Raw genomic sequence first — 19,867 nt, 5'->3', positions numbered from 1 at the left:
GTCAGAACACGTACAGCCTCCAACGATGACAGTGTCCGTGACCGCGTCCCTTATCGCGTCCCTTATCGCGTTCCTTATCGCGTCCGCTCTGCTCCGGTGGCAGCGCATGCGCCGCCTGCTTCCGCTTTTCGCCACGCTACTCGCCACGCTCTGCTGCTGCGCCGCCTTCGCGCAGACCCGACCCGCGTCCGACATGCCCGCGACGCCGCCGGCCAGCGTCACGGCCGACGTCACGACCGGCGCGCCGGCGGCGCCGGCCGCCCCGGCTTCGCCGCCCGCGCCCGAGCCCCTGGCCGAACACGTGTGCCGGCCCGCCGGCGGGCCGGCCGGCCGCCCCGCGATCGGCCTCGTGCTGTCCGGCGGCGGCGCGCGCGGCTACGCGCATCTCGGCGTGCTCGAAGTGCTCGAGCAGAAACGGATTCCGGTCGACTGCATCGCCGGCACCAGCATGGGCGCGGTCGTCGGCGGGCTCTACGCGAGCGGGATGGCCGCCGACAACATGGAACGGCGCCTGTCGCAGGTCAATCTCGCCGACATCGCATTCGACGTGACCGAGCGCGCGGACCTCCCGCAGAGCCGCCGCGAGGACGAGCGCCTGTACGCGAGCGGGCTGACGGTCGGCATCGGCGCGAACGGCATCAAGGCGCCGGCGGGCCTCGTGCAGGGCAACCGGCTGCAGGCGCTGCTCGCGGACTGGACGGCGGCCGTGCCGATCAACCAGCCGTTCGACCGGCTGCCGATTCCGTACCGCGCGGTCGCGACCGACCTGCGGACCGGCCAGATGGTCGTGCTCGACCACGGCTCGCTGCCGCTCGCGATCCGCGCAAGCATGGCGATGCCGGGCCTCTTCTCGCCCGCCGAGATCGACGGCCGCACGCTCGTCGACGGCGGCCTCGTCAGCAACCTGCCCGTCGACACCGCGCGGAAGATGGGCGCCGACGTCGTGATCGCGGTCGACATCGGCTCGCCGCTGCGCCCGCTCGACTCGCTCGCGACGCCCGCCGACGTGATGCAGCAGATGGTCGGCATCCTGATCCGTCAGAACGTCTCGACGCAGCGCCGCGAGCTGGCGCCGCACGACGTGCTGCTGACGCCCGACCTCGGCGCGCTGAGCTTCACGGATTTTCAGAATGCAAGCCAGGCGATCGAGGCCGGCCGCGCCGCCGCGACCGCCGCGCTGCCGCGCCTGCGGCGCTACGCGCTGACGCCCGAGCAGTACGCCGCGTACCGCGCCGCGCACGCGCGCCCGGTGCCGCAGACGATCCGGATCACCGGCATCGACATCCGCACGAGCGGCGACGTGCCGGCGCACGTCGTCCGCCACGCGCTGCACGTGAAGCCGGGCGATCTGTACGATCCGCAGGCGGTCAGCCGCGACCTGCTCGCGCTGTCGACGAGCGGCAACTTCGAGAGTGTCACGCAGCAGGTCGTCACCGACGGCGATACGCATCGTCTCGTGATCGACGCGCAAGGCAAGCACTGGGGGCCCAACTTCCTGCTGTTCGGTCTCGGGATGTCGAGCAGCTCGACCGACGAAGGCGGCTTCCGGTTGCATCTCGGCTACCGGCGGCCGTGGGTCACGTCGTCGGGGCTGGAGTTCCGCGCCGACACGACGCTCGGCAGCGACCTGCAGTCGGCGCGCGTCGAGGTGCGGCAGCCGCTGTCGTCGACGTTCGGCGTGTACGTCGCGCCGTACGCGGAGTTCCAGCGCCGCTTCGCGAACGTCTATTTGGACGATGTGAAGCTGACGCAGTACCGGCTGCAGACCGAGCGCGCCGGCTTCGACTTCGGCCTGCCGCTCGCGCGGCTCGGCGACTTCAGGATCGGCCTCGCGTACGCGCACGGCACCGGCGTGCCGATCTACAACGTCCCGACCGCATTCAACGCGGCCGGCCAGCCGACCGGCCTGCTGTTCAGCGACCTGCGCGGCCGGCAACTGAGCGCGCGGGCGCGGCTCGAGATCGATCAGCTCGACGATCCGCTGTTCCCGCGCACCGGCTACTTCGGCGAGCTGAGCGCGGAGCGCTCGTTCGTGTCGAGCGACAACGCGCAGTACACGGAGCTGTACGCGAAGACGATGGTCGCGCGGCAGTTCGGGCGACACAGCGTCAGCGCGACGCTCGAGGGCGGCAAGAGCTTCGGCGGCGTGAGTCCGGTCAACTTCCTCGACTTCACGCTCGGCGGCTTCCAGCATCTGGCCGCGTACGCGGCCGACCAGCTGACCGGCAACGCGCTGCTGTACGGGCAGATCACCTATATGAACCAGCTGATGACGTTCAGCGCGTCGCCGGTGAAGGCGCTGTACGTCGGCGCGAGCGCGGAGCTCGGCAACGTGTGGTCGCTGAACAGCACGTTCGGCAGCGGGCCGCTGAAGCAGAGCTACTCGTTCTTCACGAGCCTGACGACGTCGTTCGGGCCGCTGTACGTCGGCGCCGCGCTCGCGCCGGGCGGGCGGTACAACCTGTACTTCCAGCTCGGGCGCACGTACTGACGGCAGCGGCTCGCACGGTCGAGCCGCATGCGATCACGGCCAGAGATTGTGCACCGTGTGCAGAATGTGGCTGACCAATTGCGGCTGCCGGTGCGTGTCGGTCTTGTCGAAGATGGCCGCAAGCTGCGCGCGCGCCGTGTAGTGGGAAATGCCCAGCGAGGCCGACGCTTCCTTCACGCTCTCCCCCTGCACCAGACGCGTGGCGAGCACGGCTTCCGCCCGCGTCAGCCCAAACAGTTCGATCAGCACGCCCGCCGAGATTTCGGGCCGCAGGTTCGCGTCGCGTATCAGCATCAGCACGGCCGCCGTGGTCTTTTCGCCCAGCCCCGCGCGCACGCCATAAGGCCGGCACAGCACGCTCCAGGACTGCGCGCCGCCGCCGCGGCTCGCACGGAACACCTGCGACGTGTGCCTCGATTCGTCGCCAACGGCCACCACCCTGGCGAGCGCCGTGCGCATCGACCATTCACTTCGCGCATCCGTGCAGTGAAGCATCCCTTCCCGGAGCGCAAAGCCATCCTGCTGCTCGATCCACCGGTCGGCCACCGCATTTTTCAGCAGCACGCGGCCGTCCTCGTTCAGCACCAGACATCCGACGGTCAATTGCTCCGCCGTGTCGTCGAGCACGCGCAACCGGTACTGTTGATGCGCGAGGCGCGCATAGATCGCGAACGCGGTTTGCAGGCGCGGCGCCAGTGCTTCCAGGAACCTGCGCTCCGCCTCCCCGAAACATGCCTCGCCTTGCAGGCGCGAGCCGCGCAAGCGGAAGATCATCCCCGTGGCGGGCTCCGCCAGATCGAGCCCGATCAGGTCGATCACGTCGCCGTACTCGTGAAGATACGCGTGGTAGACGGGGAAGCGCCGTGCCAGTTCGGTCCGGCTCATCATCTGGCTGAGGATGCAGACCTTGCCCGGCGGCAGTTCCAGAAACGGCGAATCCCGGAACACGCGCTCCTGCAACGCGACGATCGCATCGGTATGCGCGTCGGCCGACACGACGACGCCCGGATCGCCCGGTCGCGGCTTGCGCAAGACCAGCGTCGGGTGATGGCACGGCATGTAGCGCCCCATCGCCTCGAGGAACGCTGTCCACGGCGGGGTGTCCAGCGTGCTCGCGAACAGGGCATCCAGCAGGCGGACGAGGTTGTGTGCCATGGGCGGTAGCGGGGTCGACGCTCAATGGTGGCCGATGATCCCGCCGGCGGCATCGTCCAAGCGGAGCATGCGCGAAACGCGCGTTCAACGCCATCTCGCCTGATACGCAGCCTTCGCCTCCGGGTTGATCCAGCCTGACGGCCACTGGCCATCCAGCAAACGCAGGGTCTCCTGCCACGGCCGTTGCACCAGCGCGCGCATCGCTTCCGGCGATATCCCCGCGGAATGCGGTGTGATGACCACCTGATCCAGGGTCCACAGATCGTGCGACGGCGGCAGCGGCTCCGGTTCGGTCACGTCGAGCCCCGCGGCGGCCACCGTGCCCTCGCGCAAGGCGGCGGCCAGCGCCGCGTGGTCGATCAGTCCGCCCCGTCCCGTATTGATGACGATCGCCCCCGGCTTGATCCGCGCGAGCGCCGCGGCCCCCAGCAGATGCCGGTTATCGTCGTTCAGCGGCACGTGCAGCGACACGATGTCGGCATCGGCCAGCAGTTCGTCCTGCGAGACCGCCCGGACGCCGGCCAGCGCCATCGCGTTCGCGTCCACGTACGGGTCGCATGCGATGACGTTCAGGCCGAACCCCGCCGCGCGGGGGACCACTGCCCGGGCAATGGCGCCGAACCCGATCAGGCCGAGCGTGCGGCCGCGAAGCCGGCTCATGCGCGGCCAATGATGCCGGCGCAGGCGCTGGATCGCATCGTGGCCGCCCCCGTCGCGCGCCGCGCCATGCAACGCGACGATCCGCCGCGTGCAAGCCAGAATCAGCGCGAGCGTGTGATCGGCCACCTCCTCCAGGCAGAAGTCGGGAACGTTGGCCACGAGGATGCCGGCTTCGATCGCCGCTTCGCGGTCGAGGTTCTCGAAGCCGATGCCCATGCTCACGATCATCCGGCAGGCCCGAAGGGAGGACAGCACGCGCCGGCTGAACCGCTGGACGCTGCATTGCCCGAACACGATGTCCGCGTCCGCGCAGGCGTCGATCAGCGCATCCTCGCTGGTGCAGTGCACCACCCGGAAATCCGGCACCACATTCCTCGCCGCGAACGCCGGCAGGTAGTCCGCGGGCGCGACGCTCGCGCCATCCATCGCAAGGGTTTGCACGATCTTCAGCATGGGGGCGGTCTCCTGTGCCGGTTGGTCGGAGCACCATCGTCGCCCGGCGTCGTGCCGTTGCGCATCCACCAAATGCACTAAGCGGCGCACGGCCGGCCTAGTTCATTTGTCGGATGTCGGTCTCGCCGCACGCTGGCATTCTGGGTTCGCCTCCCAGTTGGGCCTAAATGCGGGCCTAAATGCGAGCCCCGATTCGAGCCCATTCCGGATTGACCCGCGCAAAGGACGTTCCATGTCGATCATGACCGGCGGCGATGCCGTCTACCACGCACTGAAGGCCGCGAACGTATCGTGCGTCTTCGGCATCCCGAGCCAGCACAACCTCGGCCTCTACGATGCGCTGTGCCGCCACGGCGACATTCGCGTGGTCGGCACGCGCCACGAGCAAGGGGCCGTGCATGCGGCCGATGGCTATGCGCGCGCGACGGGCGAGCTCGGTGTCGCGATCGTCAGCACGGGGCCGGGCACGGTCAATGCCGTCAACGGCCTGTACGAGGCCGGCTTCGCGTCGTCCCCGGTGCTGCTGATCACGACCCAGATCGATACGCGTTATCTCGGCAAGGGCAAGGGCTTCATCCACGATGCCGACCAGCAACTCGCGATGCTGCGCACGGTCACGCGGCGCAGCGAACGCGTGCTGCACGCGCGCGACATCGTCGCGACGATTCATCGCGTGATGGCCGACATCGGCACCGGCCGCCCGCAACCCGGCGCGGTGGAAATTCCGACGGATCTTCTGCTGGCATCGCTGCCACGACACGCGCATGACGCGCATGAATACGCGTCCCCAGCGCCGCTGCCGGCCGACGACGCGATGCTCGACGCCGTCGCGCGATGCATCGGCCAGAGCCGCAAGCCGTTGCTCTGGATCGGCGGCGGCTGCGTCAGTGCGAACGCCGCCGACGCGGTGCGCCGCCTGGCCGAACGCGTCGGCGCGCCGGTCGTGAGCAGCGTCAACGGGCGTGGCGTGCTCCCGGCCGGCCATCCGTTGTACGTCGGATGCCAGACCCATCTGCCCGCCTTCAACGACCTGCTGTCGCAAGCCGACCTGGTGCTCGCGATCGGCACGCGCTTCCAGGCGCTCGCCAGCCAGTACTGGCAACAGCCGATGCCGAAGAACCTGATCCACATCGACGCAGACGCGGGCGTGATCGGCCGCAACTATCCGGCGGCGCTCGCCGTCGTGGCCGATGCCGGACTCGCGGCCGAAGGCTTGCTGACGCGCGTGGCGCCGGTCGACGTCGACGGCGAATTTGCCGCGCTCGCCCGGCACGTGCGCGACGCGCTGGCACAAGCCGTGAGCCGGATGATCGGGCCCGACCACCAGCGCATCGTCAACACGATCGAGACCCTGCTCCCGGCCGACAGCCCGGTGGTCTGCGACGCCACCATCACCGCCAACACATGGGGCAACTACCTGCTGGCGATCCGCGGCCCGCGCATCGGTCACTACAGCACCGGGCTGGCGATCGGTCCGGCGTTGCCGATCGGGATCGGCGCGGCGCTCGGCACCGGCAAGAAGACGCTGGTCATTCACGGCGACGGCGGCGTGATGCTCAATCTCGCGGAAATCGCCACCGCCGTGCAAACGCGCGCGCCGCTCGTGCTGTGCGTGTTCAACGACGGCGGCTACGGCGTACTCAAGGGCCTGCAGCGCATCACCACCGGACGGCCGTACGCGGTCGACCTGCATACGCCGGATTTCGTCGCGCTGGCCGCGGCCATGGGCATGCCCGGCACGCGGGTCCGTTCGGCCGATGCGTTCGCCGACGCATTCGAAGCCGCGCTGGCGGCGGACGGGCCGTACCTGATCGAGGTCGACCTGGACAGCCTGGCGCCGATCCGCATGTTCGGCTGACGCTGACGAACCACGGGCACCGGCAGCCACGCCCGCCATCCTTGAAGGAGTCATTTGATGCAAACGACATTTCGCGTGCCGATCGTCATTCGCGGCCAGGTGCTGGACGACTGCACGCTGGAATTCGGCGGACGCCATGACGGCGTGCGCTTTACGGTGCCCGACGTCAGGCCGCACCTGTCCAGCCTGCTGCTGCGCAATCCGTCGCAGATGGCCGACCTGCATGCGCTGCGCTTCGCGGATATCGTCGCGTACCTCGCGCGCCTCGGCGAGCGCCTGGACATCCATCGCAACCCGCACCTGCAGGCCGCGTATGAATTGTCGCGACGTACGTCCGGCCTGTCGGAATCGATACTGCGCTATTTCTACGAGGCGATTCCGGCCTCCTTCCTGCCCGCCGTGGTACGCGAAACCGCCGACAGGCTGGTGGGGATCGACTATCTGGAAGGATGGGTGCCGCAACCGTCCACCGTGCATGCGGGCGAGCCCACGCGCATCCGCGCGTTCGGTGCGCGCTGCGTGCATGTGATTGCCGGCAACGTGCCGATGGTCGGCGTCGGCACGGTGATCCGCAACGCGTTCACGCGCTCGGACGCGATCGTCAAGACGCCGTCGAACGATCCGCTGACGGCGACCGCCATTGCGCAGACGATGGTCGACATGGCGCCCGACCATCCGCTCACGCGCCATCTCAGCAGCGTGTACTGGAAAGGCGGAGACGAGCGCGTGGAGCGGGACATCTACGATCCGCGCGCGGTGGAGAAAATTGTCGCATGGGGCGGTTTCGCGAGCATCAGGCATATCTCCGGCTACCTGCAGCCCGGGCTCGACCTGATCACGCTCGACCCCAAGCACAGCGCGACCATCATCGGTGCCGACGCGTTCGCCAGCGACGACACGCTCCGGCACGTCGCGCGGCGGCTCGCCCTCGACATCGGCGCGATGAACCAGGAGGGGTGCGTCAACGCCCGCGTCGCCTACGTGACCTCGGGCACGGACGACGCCGGGCTCGCCCGCATCGAGCAGCTCGGACGGCTCACGTTCGACGCGCTGCAGCAGTTGCCGCCGCACCTGAGCACGCCGCACAAGGCGTTCGACGCGGCGCTCAAGGACGAGATCGACGGCCTGCGCTACGCCAGCGACGAATACGTGGTATTCGGCGGCCGTCACAACGAAGGCGCGATCATCGTCTCGCGCACCGATGCGCCGGTCGACTTTGCCCGCGCGCTCGCGTGCCGGGTCGCGAACCTCGTGCCGATCGACGACGTGGACGTGGCCGTGCGCTCGGTCAGCGCGTACACGCAGACGATCGGCATCTACCCCGAATCGTTGAAAGTCCGTTTGCGCGACCGTCTCGCGTTCCAGGGCGCGCAGCGGCTCGTGTCGCTCGGCGCCGCCGCGATCTTCGAGGACGCCGCGACGCCCCAGGACGGCATCGAGCCGGTGCGGCGCATGTGCAAGTGGATCGTCGAGCAGACCAGCGACGCCGCGATGCTCGAGCAGCTCGCCGCCGGCGCCCATTCCTTGCAGGAGTCCTGATGTCTACTCTCTTCGAACACCTGACGCACGAACCGAAGTCCTACATCGACGCGCGCTATGACGACGGATTCCGGCTCACGCGCGAGCAGCTCGACGCCGTTCACCTGAAAGGCGCGCAACGGCGTTTCGATGCGCTGCGCGATCGCATTCCCGTGCTGCGCAAGCTCGCCGACGAACAGCGCGTCGCGCGCATCGCGTCGCTCGACGACGTGGTGCCGCTGCTGTTCCCGCATACGGTCTACAAGTCGTATCCGTTCTCGATCGTCGAGCGAGGCCAGTTCGACCGGTTGACGCGCTGGCTGGGCGGTCTCACCGCGTGCGACCTGAGCCGCGTCGATCATGCCGGCGTCGACAGCATCGACGGCTGGATCAAGCGGCTGGACGACAGCACGGACCTGCGCGTGCTGCACACGTTCGGCACGAGCGGCAAGCTGTCGTTCGTGCCGCGCACGGCATCGCAATGGATCGAAGCGAATCGCCTGACCACGCACTGCGTGCGCGACTGGCATGGCCCGGATTCCGGCCCCGACCTGCATGCCGCGCGGATGCCGATGGTCCAGCCGGGCTATCGGCACGGGGCGGGCGCGACCTATCGCGGCGTCGCGCAGATGGTCGAGCGGTGGGCCGGCGGCGACGACAATGCGCTGTTCCTGTATCCGGATGATTACTTCAGCGCCGACATCGCGTCGCTGGCGGGACGCCTGCGCGCCGCGGAAGCGCGTGGCGAGCAGGGCCGGCTGGAATTGTCGCCGGCGCTGCTCGCGCGTCGCGACGAATTCGCCGCGCGCGAACAGGCGCGGCCGCAGCGGATGAAGCAGTTTCTCGACATGGCGATCCGGCGCTTCGGCGGCCAGGACATCTGCCTGTTCGCCGTCTGGCCGATCCTGTTCGAGTGGGCCGACGAGGCCCTGGCCGCGGGCGTGCGCCACGCGTTCGGCCCGGGCAGCGTGCTGATGAGCGGCGGCGGCAGCAAGGGACGCGCGCTTCCGGACGACTACCGCGAACGGATCTTCACGTTCCTCGGCTTCGAGCGCGTGTTCGAGTTCTACAGCATGAGCGAACTGATGGTCAGTTGCCCGCGCTGCGAATACGGCCACTATCACGTGCCGCCGGTGCTCGTGCCGTTCGTTCTGGATCCCGAAACGGGTAAGGCCCTGCCGCGCGAAGGCCGCCAGACCGGCCGCTTCGCTTACCTCGATCTACTCCCCGACACCTACTGGGGCGGGCTGATCAGCGGCGACGAAGTCACGCTCGGCGGCTGGGACGAACCGTGCGAGTGCGGGCGTCACGGCCCGTGGATCGAAGGCACCGTGCGCCGCTACAGCGAGCAACAGGGCGGCACCGACAAGATCAACTGCGCCGGCGCACCCGAAGCACACGACCGCGCCGTCGAATTCCTGCTTTCGACGACGCAACCCTGATTCGAATCACACTTCAAAAGGACGAACGACATCATGACGCAAACCCTCCCCCATCCCGACCTGCGCATTGTCGTGCTCGGTGCGGGCATGTCAGGCATCCTGAGCGGCATCAAGCTGCTCGAAGCCGGATACCGGAACGTGACGATCTACGAGAAGGCCTCGCGCGTGGGCGGCACGTGGCGCGAAAACACGTATCCAGGGCTGACCTGCGACGTCCCCTCCCACGCTTACACGTACTCGTTCGCGCCGAATGCCGAGTGGACGCGCCAATTGCCGCCGGGCGCCGAAGTGCAGGACTATTTCGAGCGCATGACCCGCAAATACAGGATCGACGAACTGATTCGCTTCGGGCAGGAGGTGACCCGCTGCGCATTCGAAGACGGGCGCTGGCATCTGGAAACGGCCAGCGGCGTGCGCGACGAGGCCGACGTGGTCATCGCGGCCACCGGCGTGCTGCACCACCCGCGCACGCCGGACATTCCCGGCCTGAAGACCTTCGGCGGCCATCTGCTTCACAGCGCACGGTGGGATCACTCCGTGGCGCTGGACGGCAAGCGCATCGGCATCGTCGGCAACGGATCGACCGGCGTGCAACTGGTGTCGGCGCTGGCCGGCCGGGCCGGCAAGCTCAAGCAGTTCCAGCGCACCGCGCAATGGATCATGCCGGTCGAAAATCCCGCGTTCACCGAAGCGCAGAAGCAGGCGTTTCGCGACGATCCGGCGCTGCTCAAGCGCATGCAGAACGACGAGACCTACCTGGCGAACGTCGAGCGGTTCACGACGGCCGTGGCCGATGCGAGCTCGCCCGAAATCGCCACGATCGAAGCGATCGTGCTGGATAACCTCGAACGCAGCGTGCAGGATCCCGTGCTGCGCGAGAAGCTGCGTCCCAACTATCGGGCGGCGTGCAAGCGCCTGATCTTCTCGCCGGACTACTATCAGGCGATCCAGCACCCGAACGCGGAACTGGTGACCGACGGCATCGAGACCGTCACGAAAGACGGCGTGCTCACGCGCGACGGCACGCTGCACGAACTCGACGTGCTGGTTCTCGCATCCGGCTTCCACGCCGACCGGTTCATGCGGCCGATGCAGATCACCGGCCGCGATGGCCGGCGTCTCGACGACGTGTGGGCCAAGCGGCCTCACGCGTATCTGGCGATCGCGATCCCCGAGTTCCCGAACTTCTTCATGCTCAACGGCCCGACGAGCCCTGTCGGCAACTTCTCGCTGATCGACGTCGCGGAGAAGCAATGGGGCTACATTGCGCAATTGCTCGAATGGCTGCGCCGCGGGGACTGCACCGAAATTTCCGTGAAGCAGGAATCGCTCGATGCGTACGAGGCGGCGCGTCTTGCCGCCGCGAAGAACACGATCTTCGCATCGGGCTGCAACAGCTGGTATCTCGACGGCGAAGGCGTACCCGCGAGCTGGCCCTGGAACTATGCGCGCTTCAGGGATGTGATGGCGGCGCCGGATCTTTCCGCGTTCGAACGCACGCTCACGCGCGCTGAACAGCCGCTTCAGGGTTGATGTCGGGGCAAAGCGCGCGCGGATCGAGGCGGACGCCTCCGGCGCCAGTGGGGCGGATGCCCCCGGCGCCGGTGGGGCCGGGGCGTTGCGGTATCATCGCGAACCCCAGTGCTTTCAAAGGCGCGCGCGCATGACCGCCCCGGACTATCGAGCCATCCTCGAACGGATTCATCGCGACATCGAACCGTGGCGCACCGCCGGTCGAGTCGCCGACTACATCCCCGAGCTCGCGAAGGTGCCCGCCGACAAGTTCGGGATGGCGGTCGTCACGCTCGACGGCGCGGTGCACACCATCGGCGACGCGTACGAGCGCTTCTCGATCCAGAGCATCTCGAAACTGTTCGCGTGCACGCTCGCGTTCCAGTTGCTCGGCGACGCGTTGTGGGAACGCGTCGGCCGCGAGCCATCGGGCACCGCGTTCAATTCGCTCGTGCAGCTCGAGAGCGAGCGCGGCAAGCCGCGCAATCCGTTCATCAACGCGGGCGCGCTCGTCGTCACCGACGTGCTGTGCCGCCGCTTCGTGCATGCGGAGACCGCGCTCGTCCAGTTCGTGCGGCGGCTGATCAGCGTCGCGAACATCGACTACGATTCGCGCGTCGCGCAGTCCGAGCTGCGGCACGCGGAGCGCAATCGCGCGATGGCGCATTTCATCGCGAGCTTCGGCAACATGACGATGCCGCCCGACACGGTCGTCGACGCGTACAGCCGCCAGTGCGCGATCGCGATGAACTGCGTCGAACTTGCCAAGGCCGCGCTCTTTCTTGCGAATGGCGGCGTGGCGCCCGTGTCGGGCGAGCCCATTCTCGATGCGAGTTCGGCGAAGCGGCTGTCGGCGCTGATGCTCACCTGCGGCACGTACGACGCGGCCGGCGACTTCGTCTACCGCGTCGGGCTGCCGGCGAAGAGCGGCGTCGGCGGCGGGATCGTCGCGGTGCTGCCGGGGGAGATGGCGGTCTGCGTGTGGTCGCCGGGGCTCGATGCGAACGGAAACTCGCTGGCGGGCGTGCTGGCGCTGGAATGGCTGACGACCCATTCGGGGCGGTCGATCTTCTGAAGCGCCCAATCGTACCGGATGCACCGGATTGCACCGGACTGCACCGAATCGCACCAGTTCGCACCGGTTCACCAGCCCGATAGCGCCGCCGGAACCGTCATTGGGATCGTTGCGCCATCCTGCGCCGGTACTGGCGGGTCCGGCATGCATTCGCCAGTTGTTGCAGGATCAGCGCGCGCACCGGCGACACCTCCGGATCGGGCGTCCCGCCGAGGCTGAGTTTGCGCAGCTGGAACTTGACGGTGGCCATGTTCGCGAGCGACGCCAAGGCCTTGTTCTTCCACACGATCGGCGACAGTTGGGGCGCGTTGTTTTTACCGAGCCGCCAGTCGCGCGGCAGATTCGGGTCGAGGGCCAGCGCCGTGCCGATGCCGACCATGTCCACGCCGCTGTCGATCACCTGTTCGGCCACCGGCCGGCGGCGAATGCCGCCGGTCACCATCACGGGCATGTTGGCCACCGTCCGAATATCACGTGCGAATTCGACGAAATACGCTTCGCGGGCCAACGTCCGGCCGTCGCGTGCGTCGCCCTGCATCGCCGGCGCTTCGTAGCTGCCTCCCGAGAGCTCGACCAGATCGACGGCCCACTCGTTGAGCAGTTCGACCACCTGCCGGGCGTCGTCGGCGCTGAAGCCGCCGCGCTGGAAATCCGCCGAATTGAGTTTGACGGCCACCGCGAACCCGGGCGAAACCACCGCGCGAACCGCCTTGACGATCGCCAGCAGCAGGCGCGCCCGGTTCTCCAGGGAGCCGCCCCATTCGTCCGTTCTGCGATTGGTAAGCGGTGAAAGAAACTGGCTCAGCAGGTAGCCGTGAGCCGCGTGAATTTCCACGCCGGTAAAGCCGGCCATTTCACCCAGCCGCGCGGTGCGGGCAAAGCGCTGGATCACGTCGTCGATGACGCTTTGGGTCATCGCATGAGGCGTGTTGAAGTGCTTGGACATCTTGCCCAGATCCAACGGTACCGCCGAAGGCGCCCAGGTTTTTTGTCCGAGATTGGCCTGCATCTGGCGACCAGGATGATTGATCTGCAACCAGAATTGCGCGCCTTGGGATCGGCCGATCCGCGCCCAGCGCTTGAACTTGTCCAGTTGCGCGTCGTCTTCCAGCACCACGCCGCCCGGCCCCGTCATCGCACGGCTGTCGACCATCACGTTGCCGGTGACGAGCAACCCGGCGCCGCCATCCGCCCATGCCTGGTAGAGACGCAGCAGTTGCTCCGACGGGCCGTGGTCCGCGTCGGCCATGTTCTCTTCCATCGCGGCCTTGGCGATGCGGTTCGGAATCGTCGAACCATTGGGGAGCGTCAGCTTGTCGAACACGTTCATGGAAGCACCTCGTATGAGCATGTCGAGACTCTAAGGTTAAAGTCAACTTTAATGTCAACACCTTTTTCGAGGTGCGGAACGCGCGGTTTCGTGCCAGACGAGTTCGGCCGTCCGCCCGGCTTGGCGACGAACCGGCTCCAGGATTAAAGTTGGGTTCAATGTCAACACGCTGACGAGGCAGGCATGAGAATTGGGGAGCTGGCGAAGCTCAGCGGCCTGACGGCCTCCCGGATCCGCTTTTACGAGGCGGAAGGCCTGATCACGGCCGTCGAACGCAGGACGAACGGCTATCGCGACTACGCCGAGGACGCGGTGTGGATGCTCGAGATCATCTCCAGCGCGCAGCGCGCCGGGTTCTCGCTCGAGCAGATCCGCCATCTGCTGCCGGTGGGGGCCGGCAACTGGGAGCATGACGGGCTGGTGGAAGCGCTCGAACGGAAAGTCGCCGAAATCGACGCGATGCAGAAACGCCTCAAGGAGAACAAGGCGCAACTCCTCGTCGCCATCGACAGCATCAAAAACAGGCCGACCGACCTGAACTGCACCGAGCGGACGCGGTGGGTGATGGATCGGCTGCGCGATCACGGCGTGGTGGCGATACGGGGCAAGGGCCGCCGCTCGAGCACCGAATGATTCGAAGACGAGACGACAACCGACTCGTTCCTCTATCCGGACCCTTGACCTTAAAGTTGAGTTCAACCTTAAAGTGCTTGCGGACGGCGGTGAGTCAGCAGGCTTCGGGTGTTGCCTGCCACGGTCGATCACCGAGGAGGGGCAACGAACATGGACAGGCGGTTTACACAGGTCGAATTCGGGCCGCACAAGGTCGACGTGCCTGAAGGCGGATACTACGACCGGTTCCGGATGAATCCGAACCTCGACGAGGTGGCGCGGGATCCCGCCGCGGGGAACATCGATTTTTTCCGTCGGATACCGAAGCGTCTGGTTGCCTCGAGGGTGGGCCCGACATGGGCGCCGAACTTCTACTATCGTTCCAGCAACATCCAGCTGTTGTTCCTTGCGCCTCTCGAACGCTTGCGCGCCATGCTGCCGGCGCCGCTCGAGCCGCTGCGGGCGCTTCCGGGGCACGGGCTGGTGGCGCTGACATTCTTTTCGTATTCGGTCTGCGATAACGATCCCTATGACGAAGCGTCCGTCGCGGTGGTCATCCGCAGGCCCGGCGCGCGAGGGTCGCACGCGCTGGAGCTGATCGATTCCATGCGCCGCCGGAGCTTCTTTGCGCATGTGCTGGCGCTTCCCGTCACCACGGAAATCGCGCGGGTTCGCGGCGTGCACGGCTATCAGCTGCCCAAGTGGCTCGCGGATATCGACGTGAACATCGGCGCCGACGCACGCGCCCGCATCGCCGGCCCGGGAGGCCGGCCGGATCTGAGCTTGAGCGCGCCGCTGCCTGCGCTCAGCAACGTTGCGCCGCAATCGCGGATGGGCACGACGACCATGGTCAATCTCATCGACGGCGAATGGCACCAAAGCTCGGTGCAGACCAATACGCTGTCGTTCGCTCAGCGCCTGTTGCCGCGAGACGTCGAGCTGGTGCGGCATGGCGGCCCGCTGAGCCAGTTGCTCGACGGGCTGGGCGCATCCACCATCGTTCGTCTCGACGTGGTCAAGGACGCGCAGTTGGTCCTGAATCTGCCGACGCCTTTAAAGGCATTCGATGAACCCGGAAAGCAAAGGCAACGACGCTGATGCCCCCGACACCCCCACTCCAAAGGAAACGTCCATGACCACGCCGGCCTATGATCTCGTCGTGTTTGGCGCCACCAGCTTTGTCGGGCAGATCCTGACCCGCTACCTGTCCGAACACCTGTCGGGTGACGGCGAGACGCTGCGCTGGGCCATTGCCGGCCGATCGAAAACGAAGCTCGCGCAGCTCAGGGATTCGCTGGGCGCGGCGGCGCAGTCCTTGCCGATCATCGTCGCCGACGCCGCCGACGAAGCGCAGCTGCAGGCGCTATGTGCACAAACGCGGGTGGTCGTGTCCACCGTCGGGCCCTACGCGCTTTACGGGGAGCCGCTCGTCAAGACCTGCGCGGAAAGCGGCACGGACTACTGCGACCTCACGGGCGAGACCCAGTGGATCAAGCGGATGATCGAAAAGTACGAGCCAGCGGCTCGGCAATCGGGCGCGCGCATCGTCCATTGCTGCGGCTTCGATTCGGTTCCGTCGGACATGGGCGTGTTTTTCCTGCAGCAACAGGCCATGCGGCAATGGGGGGCGCCGGCCGCCCAGGTAAAGATGCGCGTCAGGACGCTGAAGGGCGGCGCATCGGGCGGAACGGTGGCGAGCGTGATCAACGTCGTTCGGGAAGCCGCGGCCGATCCCGCGTTGCGCAGGGAACTGCTCGATCCTTATTCGCTGTGCCCGAAAGGTCACGGCTTCACGGCACGCCAGCACGCCGTCAGATCGGCCGAATTCGATCGCGACTGCGTTGCATGGATCGCCCCGTTCGTGATGGCGGCCATCAACGAGCGTGTCGTGCATCGCTCCAATGCGCTCTCGGGCAATGCCTATGGCCGCGGGTTCACCTATGACGAAGCCATCATGACCGGCAGGGGCGCCAAAGGCCGTCTGGCGGCCCTGACGATGGTGGCCGGCCTGGGCGCGTTCATGGTGGGCGTCGTCGTCAAGCCGGTGCGCGGCCTGATGGAGCGCTTCCTGCTGCCGAAGCCCGGTGAGGGGCCGAGCGCCGAGGCCCAGTTGGCTGGCCGCTACGATTTGCGTTTCTTCGGCCGCGCCAGCGACGGGCGGACCTTGCGCGTGAAAGTCACCGGTGATCGCGATCCGGGTTACGGTTCCACGGGCAAGATGCTGGGCCAGGCCGCGATCAGTCTCGCGCTGGATTGCCGCAGGGACGGCGACAAGACCGGGCGCGGCGGCGGCTTCTGGACACCTGCCACGATGTTCGACGAGCGCTTTATCGAACGTTTGGTTCGCCATGCGGGGTTGGGTTTCGAGTTGATATGACCACGCAGATGAGTGCGCCCTGCCGGGCGCACAGAAAAAAAACGCCAACCGGTATGGGTTGGCGTTTTGCCTGGGGTATGACGGGTATCAGAACTGGTTCATCGTGTTGTCTTTACCCGCCGCCTTCAGGGCCGCTTCGCCGCTGAAATACTCTTTGTGGTCGTCGCCGATGTCCGAGCCGGACATGTTCTGGTGCTTGACGCAGGCGATGCCCTGACGGATTTCCTTACGCTGCACGCCAGCCACATAACCCAGCATGCCCTGGTCGCCGAAGTATTCCTTGGCCAGATTGTCCGTCGACAGTGCGGCGGTGTGGTAGGTCGGCAGCGTGATCAGGTGGTGGAAGATACCGGCTTCGCGCGACGAGTCGGCCTGGAAGGTCCGGATCTTCTCGTCCGCGAGCTTCGCCAGTTCGGTCTGATCGTATTCCACGCTCATCAGCTGGGCGCGGTCGTATGCCGACACATCCTTGCCCGCGGCCTTCATCGCGTCATACACCTGCTGGCGGAAATTCAGCGTCCAGTTGAACGACGGGCTGTTGTTGTACACCAGCTTGGCGTTCGGGATGACCTTGCGAATCTCGCTGACCATGCCGCCGATCTGCGCGATGTGCGGTTTTTCGGTTTCGATCCACAGCAGGTCGGCGCCGTTTTGCAGTGCGGTGACGCAATCCAGTACGCAGCGCGCTTCGCCCGTGCCGGCGCGGAACTGGAACAGGTTGCTCGGCAGGCGCTTCGGACGCAGCAGCTTGCCGTCGCGCTTGATGATGACGTCGCCATTGCCCAGTTCGTCGATCGACAATTCGTCGCAATCGAGGAAGGAATTGTATTGGTCGCCCAGGTCGCCCGGCGTGTTGGTCACGGCGATCTGCTTGGTCAGGCCGGCACCCAGCGAGTCGGTACGGGCCACGATGATGCCGTCGTCCACACCCAGTTCCAGGAACGCGTAGCGGACGGCGCGAATCTTGGCCAGGAAGTCCTCGTGCGGCACGGTGACCTTGCCATCCTGGTGACCGCACTGCTTCTCGTCGGACACCTGGTTTTCGATCTGAATGCAGCAGGCGCCCGCTTCGATGAACTGCTTGGCCAGCAGGTAAGTGGCTTCGGCGTTGCCGAAACCCGCGTCGATGTCCGCGATGATGGGCACGACGTGGGTGACGTGGTTGTCGATTTTTTCCTGGATGGCGGCCTTGGCGGGGCCAGTGGCCGCGTCCAGCTCGCGGAACAGGCCGCCCAGTTCACGGGCGTCGGCCTGACGCAGGAAGGTGTACAGCTCGCGGATCAGCGCGCTGACGGAAGTCTTTTCGTGCATCGACTGGTCCGGCAGCGGGCCGAACTCGGAGCGCAGCGCGGCCACCATCCAGCCGGACAGGTAAAGGTAGCGGCGTTCGGTGCTGTTGAAGTGCTTCTTGATCGAGATCATCTTCTGCTGGCCGATGAAGCCGTGCCAGCAGCCCAGCGACTGGGTGTACTTGGACGGGTCTGCATCGTAGGCGGCCATGTCGGCGCGCATGATCCCGGCGGTGTACTTGGCGATGTCCAGGCCCGTCTTGAACTTGTTCTGGGCACGCATGCGCGCGGCAGATTCCGGATTGATGGCATTCCACGCGCTGCCTTGTTTCTCCTTCAAACCGGCAACTGCCTTGATGTCGTCTTGATATTGGGCCATGTGACTCTCCTGAGAGCAAAGCGCGTTTGGATAAATGGGTCAGCGTGTCGCCACGTATGTCGAAGCGAACTGCATGACTGAATAGTAGCGCTGTTTGATGCTCCTGGGCGATGTCTTATATAAGACATAAGACATAATTTACGCTTATTTTTCAATGAGATATGACGCACATTTTGCAATGTGGAGCATATTTTCAAGCAGCAAAAAATTGATGTCGCATAGATTTGCAGCGGATTCCGCAATATGAAATGTGCTTTCAGCCCTTGGAGGCAGGACAAGCACGGATGGCTTGAGCGACTCCCACCTCCTCCAGATCGCGGTCGCGCCGGCGAACGTGCGCGAGTCCGCACGAGTCCCCTTTACGCGGCCGGCAGGCGGTCATTCGATTCGGCGCGCGTCGCGCGGCCGAGCCACACGAGCATCAGCGAGCCGGCGATCGCGACCGCGGCGAGACACAACATCCCCGCGCGCGGATCCGCGAACGCGCGCTCGGACCACGCCTTCAGGTTCGGCGCGACGAAGCCGCCGACGTTGCCGAGCGAGTTGATCAGCGCGATGCCGCCCGCGGCCGCGATGCCGCCGAGATAGTTCGTCGGCAGCGTCCAGTACAGCGGCTGCACCGCGACGAAGCCGCTCGCCGCGAAGCAGAACGCGATCAGCACCGGCACGAGGCTCGTGCCGAGCGCCGATGCGGCGATCCCGCAGCCCGCGCACGCGAGCATCGCGGCGGCGAGCCCGCGATGCGCGCCGGTGCGGTCGGCCGCGCGCGTGACGAGCCACGTCGCGACGAGCGCGCTCAGCCACGGAATCGCGGTCAGCCAGCCGACCGTGAGGCCGATCTTGCCGCCGAACAGCTCGGCGATCCGCGTCGGCAGATAGAACACGACGCCGTACACGCTCATCTGGATCGTGAAGTACACGACGCAGAACGCGAGAAGACGCGGGCTGCGCCACAGCGCGCTCAGCGACGACACGCCGTGCGAGCGCTTGTCATGCTCGTCGCGGCCGAGCTCGTCGAGCAGCGCCGCGCGCTCGTCCTGCGCGAGCCAGTCCGCCTTCGCGGGACTGTCGGTCAGATAGAAGAACGCGATCACGCCGACTCCCGACGCGAGAATCCCTTCGAACGCGAACATCCACTGCCACGGCTGGAGGCCGAACGGCGCATGCAGCTCGAGCAGCAGCCCGGACAGCGGACCGCCGAGCACGAGCGCGAGCGGCAGCCCGAAATAGAACGTCCCCATCGCCTGCCCGCGCACGCGCGCCGGGAACCAGTAAGTCAGATACAGGATCACGCCGGGAAAGAAGCCGGCCTCGGCCGCGCCGAGCAGCAAGCGCAGCAGATAGAACGCGGTCGCGCTGTGCGCGAACGCCATCGACGCGGACACGATCCCCCAGCTCACCATGATCCGCGCCATCCAGCGGCGCGCGCCGAAGCGATGCAGCGCGAGGTTGCTCGGGACTTCGAACAATGCGTAGCTGAGGAAGAACACGCCGGCGCCGAACGCGAACGCGGCGTTCGACAGCCCGGTATCGGCCTGCAGCGCGTTCTTCGCGAAGCCGACGTTCGCGCGATCGATGAACGCGATCACGTACATCAGCACGAGGAACGGAAGAAGGCGCCAACGGCACTTGCGCAGCGCCGACGCGCACGCGGCGACGGCGGGCGAGGTTGAGGACATGCAGTGTCTCCGGGTGTCTGACCGGCTCGGCGGCCGG

General features: G+C 66.7%; 14 protein-coding genes. 9 read left to right on the top strand and 5 right to left on the bottom strand.

Annotated elements, in window-relative coordinates:
• Window positions 1-106: 106 nt before the first annotated feature.
• Window positions 107-2,491, top strand: a complete 2,385-nt coding sequence (locus tag HZI36_RS09295) for a patatin-like phospholipase family protein (protein ID WP_246327025.1) — start codon at window positions 107-109, stop codon at window positions 2,489-2,491.
• A gap of 33 nt (window positions 2,492-2,524) precedes the next feature.
• Here the strand turns inward: HZI36_RS09295 and HZI36_RS09290 are convergent, their stop codons facing one another.
• A complete protein-coding gene (locus HZI36_RS09290) occupies window positions 2,525-3,646 on the bottom strand; it encodes a helix-turn-helix transcriptional regulator (RefSeq protein ID WP_179402349.1) in 1,122 nt (373 codons plus the stop codon).
• 84 nt (window positions 3,647-3,730) lie between these two features.
• The gene (locus tag HZI36_RS09285; RefSeq protein WP_179402348.1) at window positions 3,731-4,759 is read right to left on the bottom strand and encodes a C-terminal binding protein; all 1,029 of its coding nucleotides are present in this window, start codon (window positions 4,757-4,759) and stop codon (window positions 3,731-3,733) included.
• A 232-nt stretch (window positions 4,760-4,991) separates the two neighbouring features.
• Here HZI36_RS09285 and HZI36_RS09280 point away from each other — a divergent pair, with 232 nt between their 5' ends.
• From HZI36_RS09280 to HZI36_RS09260, 5 genes are all read left to right on the top strand, one after another.
• Entirely contained in the window at window positions 4,992-6,617 is a 1,626-nt protein-coding gene (locus HZI36_RS09280; RefSeq protein WP_179402347.1) for a thiamine pyrophosphate-binding protein, read from the top strand.
• Between the two features lie 57 nt (window positions 6,618-6,674).
• Window positions 6,675-8,156 (top strand): acyl-CoA reductase, encoded by a 1,482-nt coding sequence (locus HZI36_RS09275; protein ID WP_179402346.1) that lies wholly within the window; start codon window positions 6,675-6,677, stop codon window positions 8,154-8,156.
• The gene (locus HZI36_RS09270) at window positions 8,156-9,577 is read left to right on the top strand and encodes a long-chain-fatty-acid--protein ligase (protein ID WP_179402345.1); all 1,422 of its coding nucleotides are present in this window, start codon (window positions 8,156-8,158) and stop codon (window positions 9,575-9,577) included. Before HZI36_RS09275 ends, HZI36_RS09270 begins: the two co-directional genes overlap by 1 nt.
• A 33-nt stretch (window positions 9,578-9,610) precedes the next feature.
• A complete protein-coding gene (locus tag HZI36_RS09265; RefSeq protein WP_179402344.1) occupies window positions 9,611-11,110 on the top strand; it encodes a flavin-containing monooxygenase in 1,500 nt (499 codons plus the stop codon).
• 130 nt (window positions 11,111-11,240) lie between these two features.
• On the top strand, window positions 11,241-12,164 hold the full coding sequence (locus tag HZI36_RS09260; protein WP_179402343.1) for a glutaminase: 924 nt from the start codon (window positions 11,241-11,243) through the stop codon (window positions 12,162-12,164).
• A gap of 97 nt (window positions 12,165-12,261) precedes the next feature.
• On the opposite strand, the gene HZI36_RS09255 is transcribed toward HZI36_RS09260, so the two are convergent.
• The gene (locus tag HZI36_RS09255) at window positions 12,262-13,494 is read right to left on the bottom strand and encodes an NADH:flavin oxidoreductase/NADH oxidase family protein (protein WP_179402342.1); all 1,233 of its coding nucleotides are present in this window, start codon (window positions 13,492-13,494) and stop codon (window positions 12,262-12,264) included.
• Window positions 13,495-13,677: 183 nt separating this feature from the next.
• On the opposite strand from HZI36_RS09255, the gene HZI36_RS09250 reads away from it, so the two are divergent.
• The 3 genes from HZI36_RS09250 (at window position 13,678) to HZI36_RS09240 (ending at window position 16,483) form a co-directional block, all read left to right on the top strand.
• On the top strand, window positions 13,678-14,127 hold the full coding sequence (locus tag HZI36_RS09250; protein WP_179402341.1) for a MerR family transcriptional regulator: 450 nt from the start codon (window positions 13,678-13,680) through the stop codon (window positions 14,125-14,127).
• A 150-nt stretch (window positions 14,128-14,277) separates the two neighbouring features.
• Window positions 14,278-15,204 carry an acetoacetate decarboxylase family protein gene (locus HZI36_RS09245; protein WP_179402340.1) on the top strand — a complete coding sequence of 309 codons (927 nt, stop codon included), beginning with the start codon at window positions 14,278-14,280 and terminating at the stop codon, window positions 15,202-15,204.
• Window positions 15,205-15,238: 34 nt separating this feature from the next.
• Window positions 15,239-16,483 (top strand): saccharopine dehydrogenase family protein, encoded by a 1,245-nt coding sequence (locus HZI36_RS09240; protein WP_179402339.1) that lies wholly within the window; start codon window positions 15,239-15,241, stop codon window positions 16,481-16,483.
• Between the two features lie 87 nt (window positions 16,484-16,570).
• On the opposite strand, the gene HZI36_RS09235 is transcribed toward HZI36_RS09240, so the two are convergent.
• Window positions 16,571-18,151: an isocitrate lyase gene (locus HZI36_RS09235; protein WP_179402338.1), complete on the bottom strand. Its 1,581-nt coding sequence runs from the start codon at window positions 18,149-18,151 to the stop codon at window positions 16,571-16,573.
• 359 nt (window positions 18,152-18,510) lie between these two features.
• The gene (locus HZI36_RS09230) at window positions 18,511-19,830 is read right to left on the bottom strand and encodes an MFS transporter (RefSeq protein WP_179402337.1); all 1,320 of its coding nucleotides are present in this window, start codon (window positions 19,828-19,830) and stop codon (window positions 18,511-18,513) included.
• Between the last annotated feature and the right edge of the window lie 37 nt (window positions 19,831-19,867).

It is taken from the genome of Burkholderia guangdongensis, assembly GCF_013403875.1.
Taxonomy (GTDB): Bacteria; Pseudomonadota; Gammaproteobacteria; order Burkholderiales; family Burkholderiaceae; genus Burkholderia; species Burkholderia guangdongensis.
The sequence above is the reverse complement of the archived record's forward strand: the minus strand, read 5'-3'. Positions and strand labels throughout refer to the sequence as shown.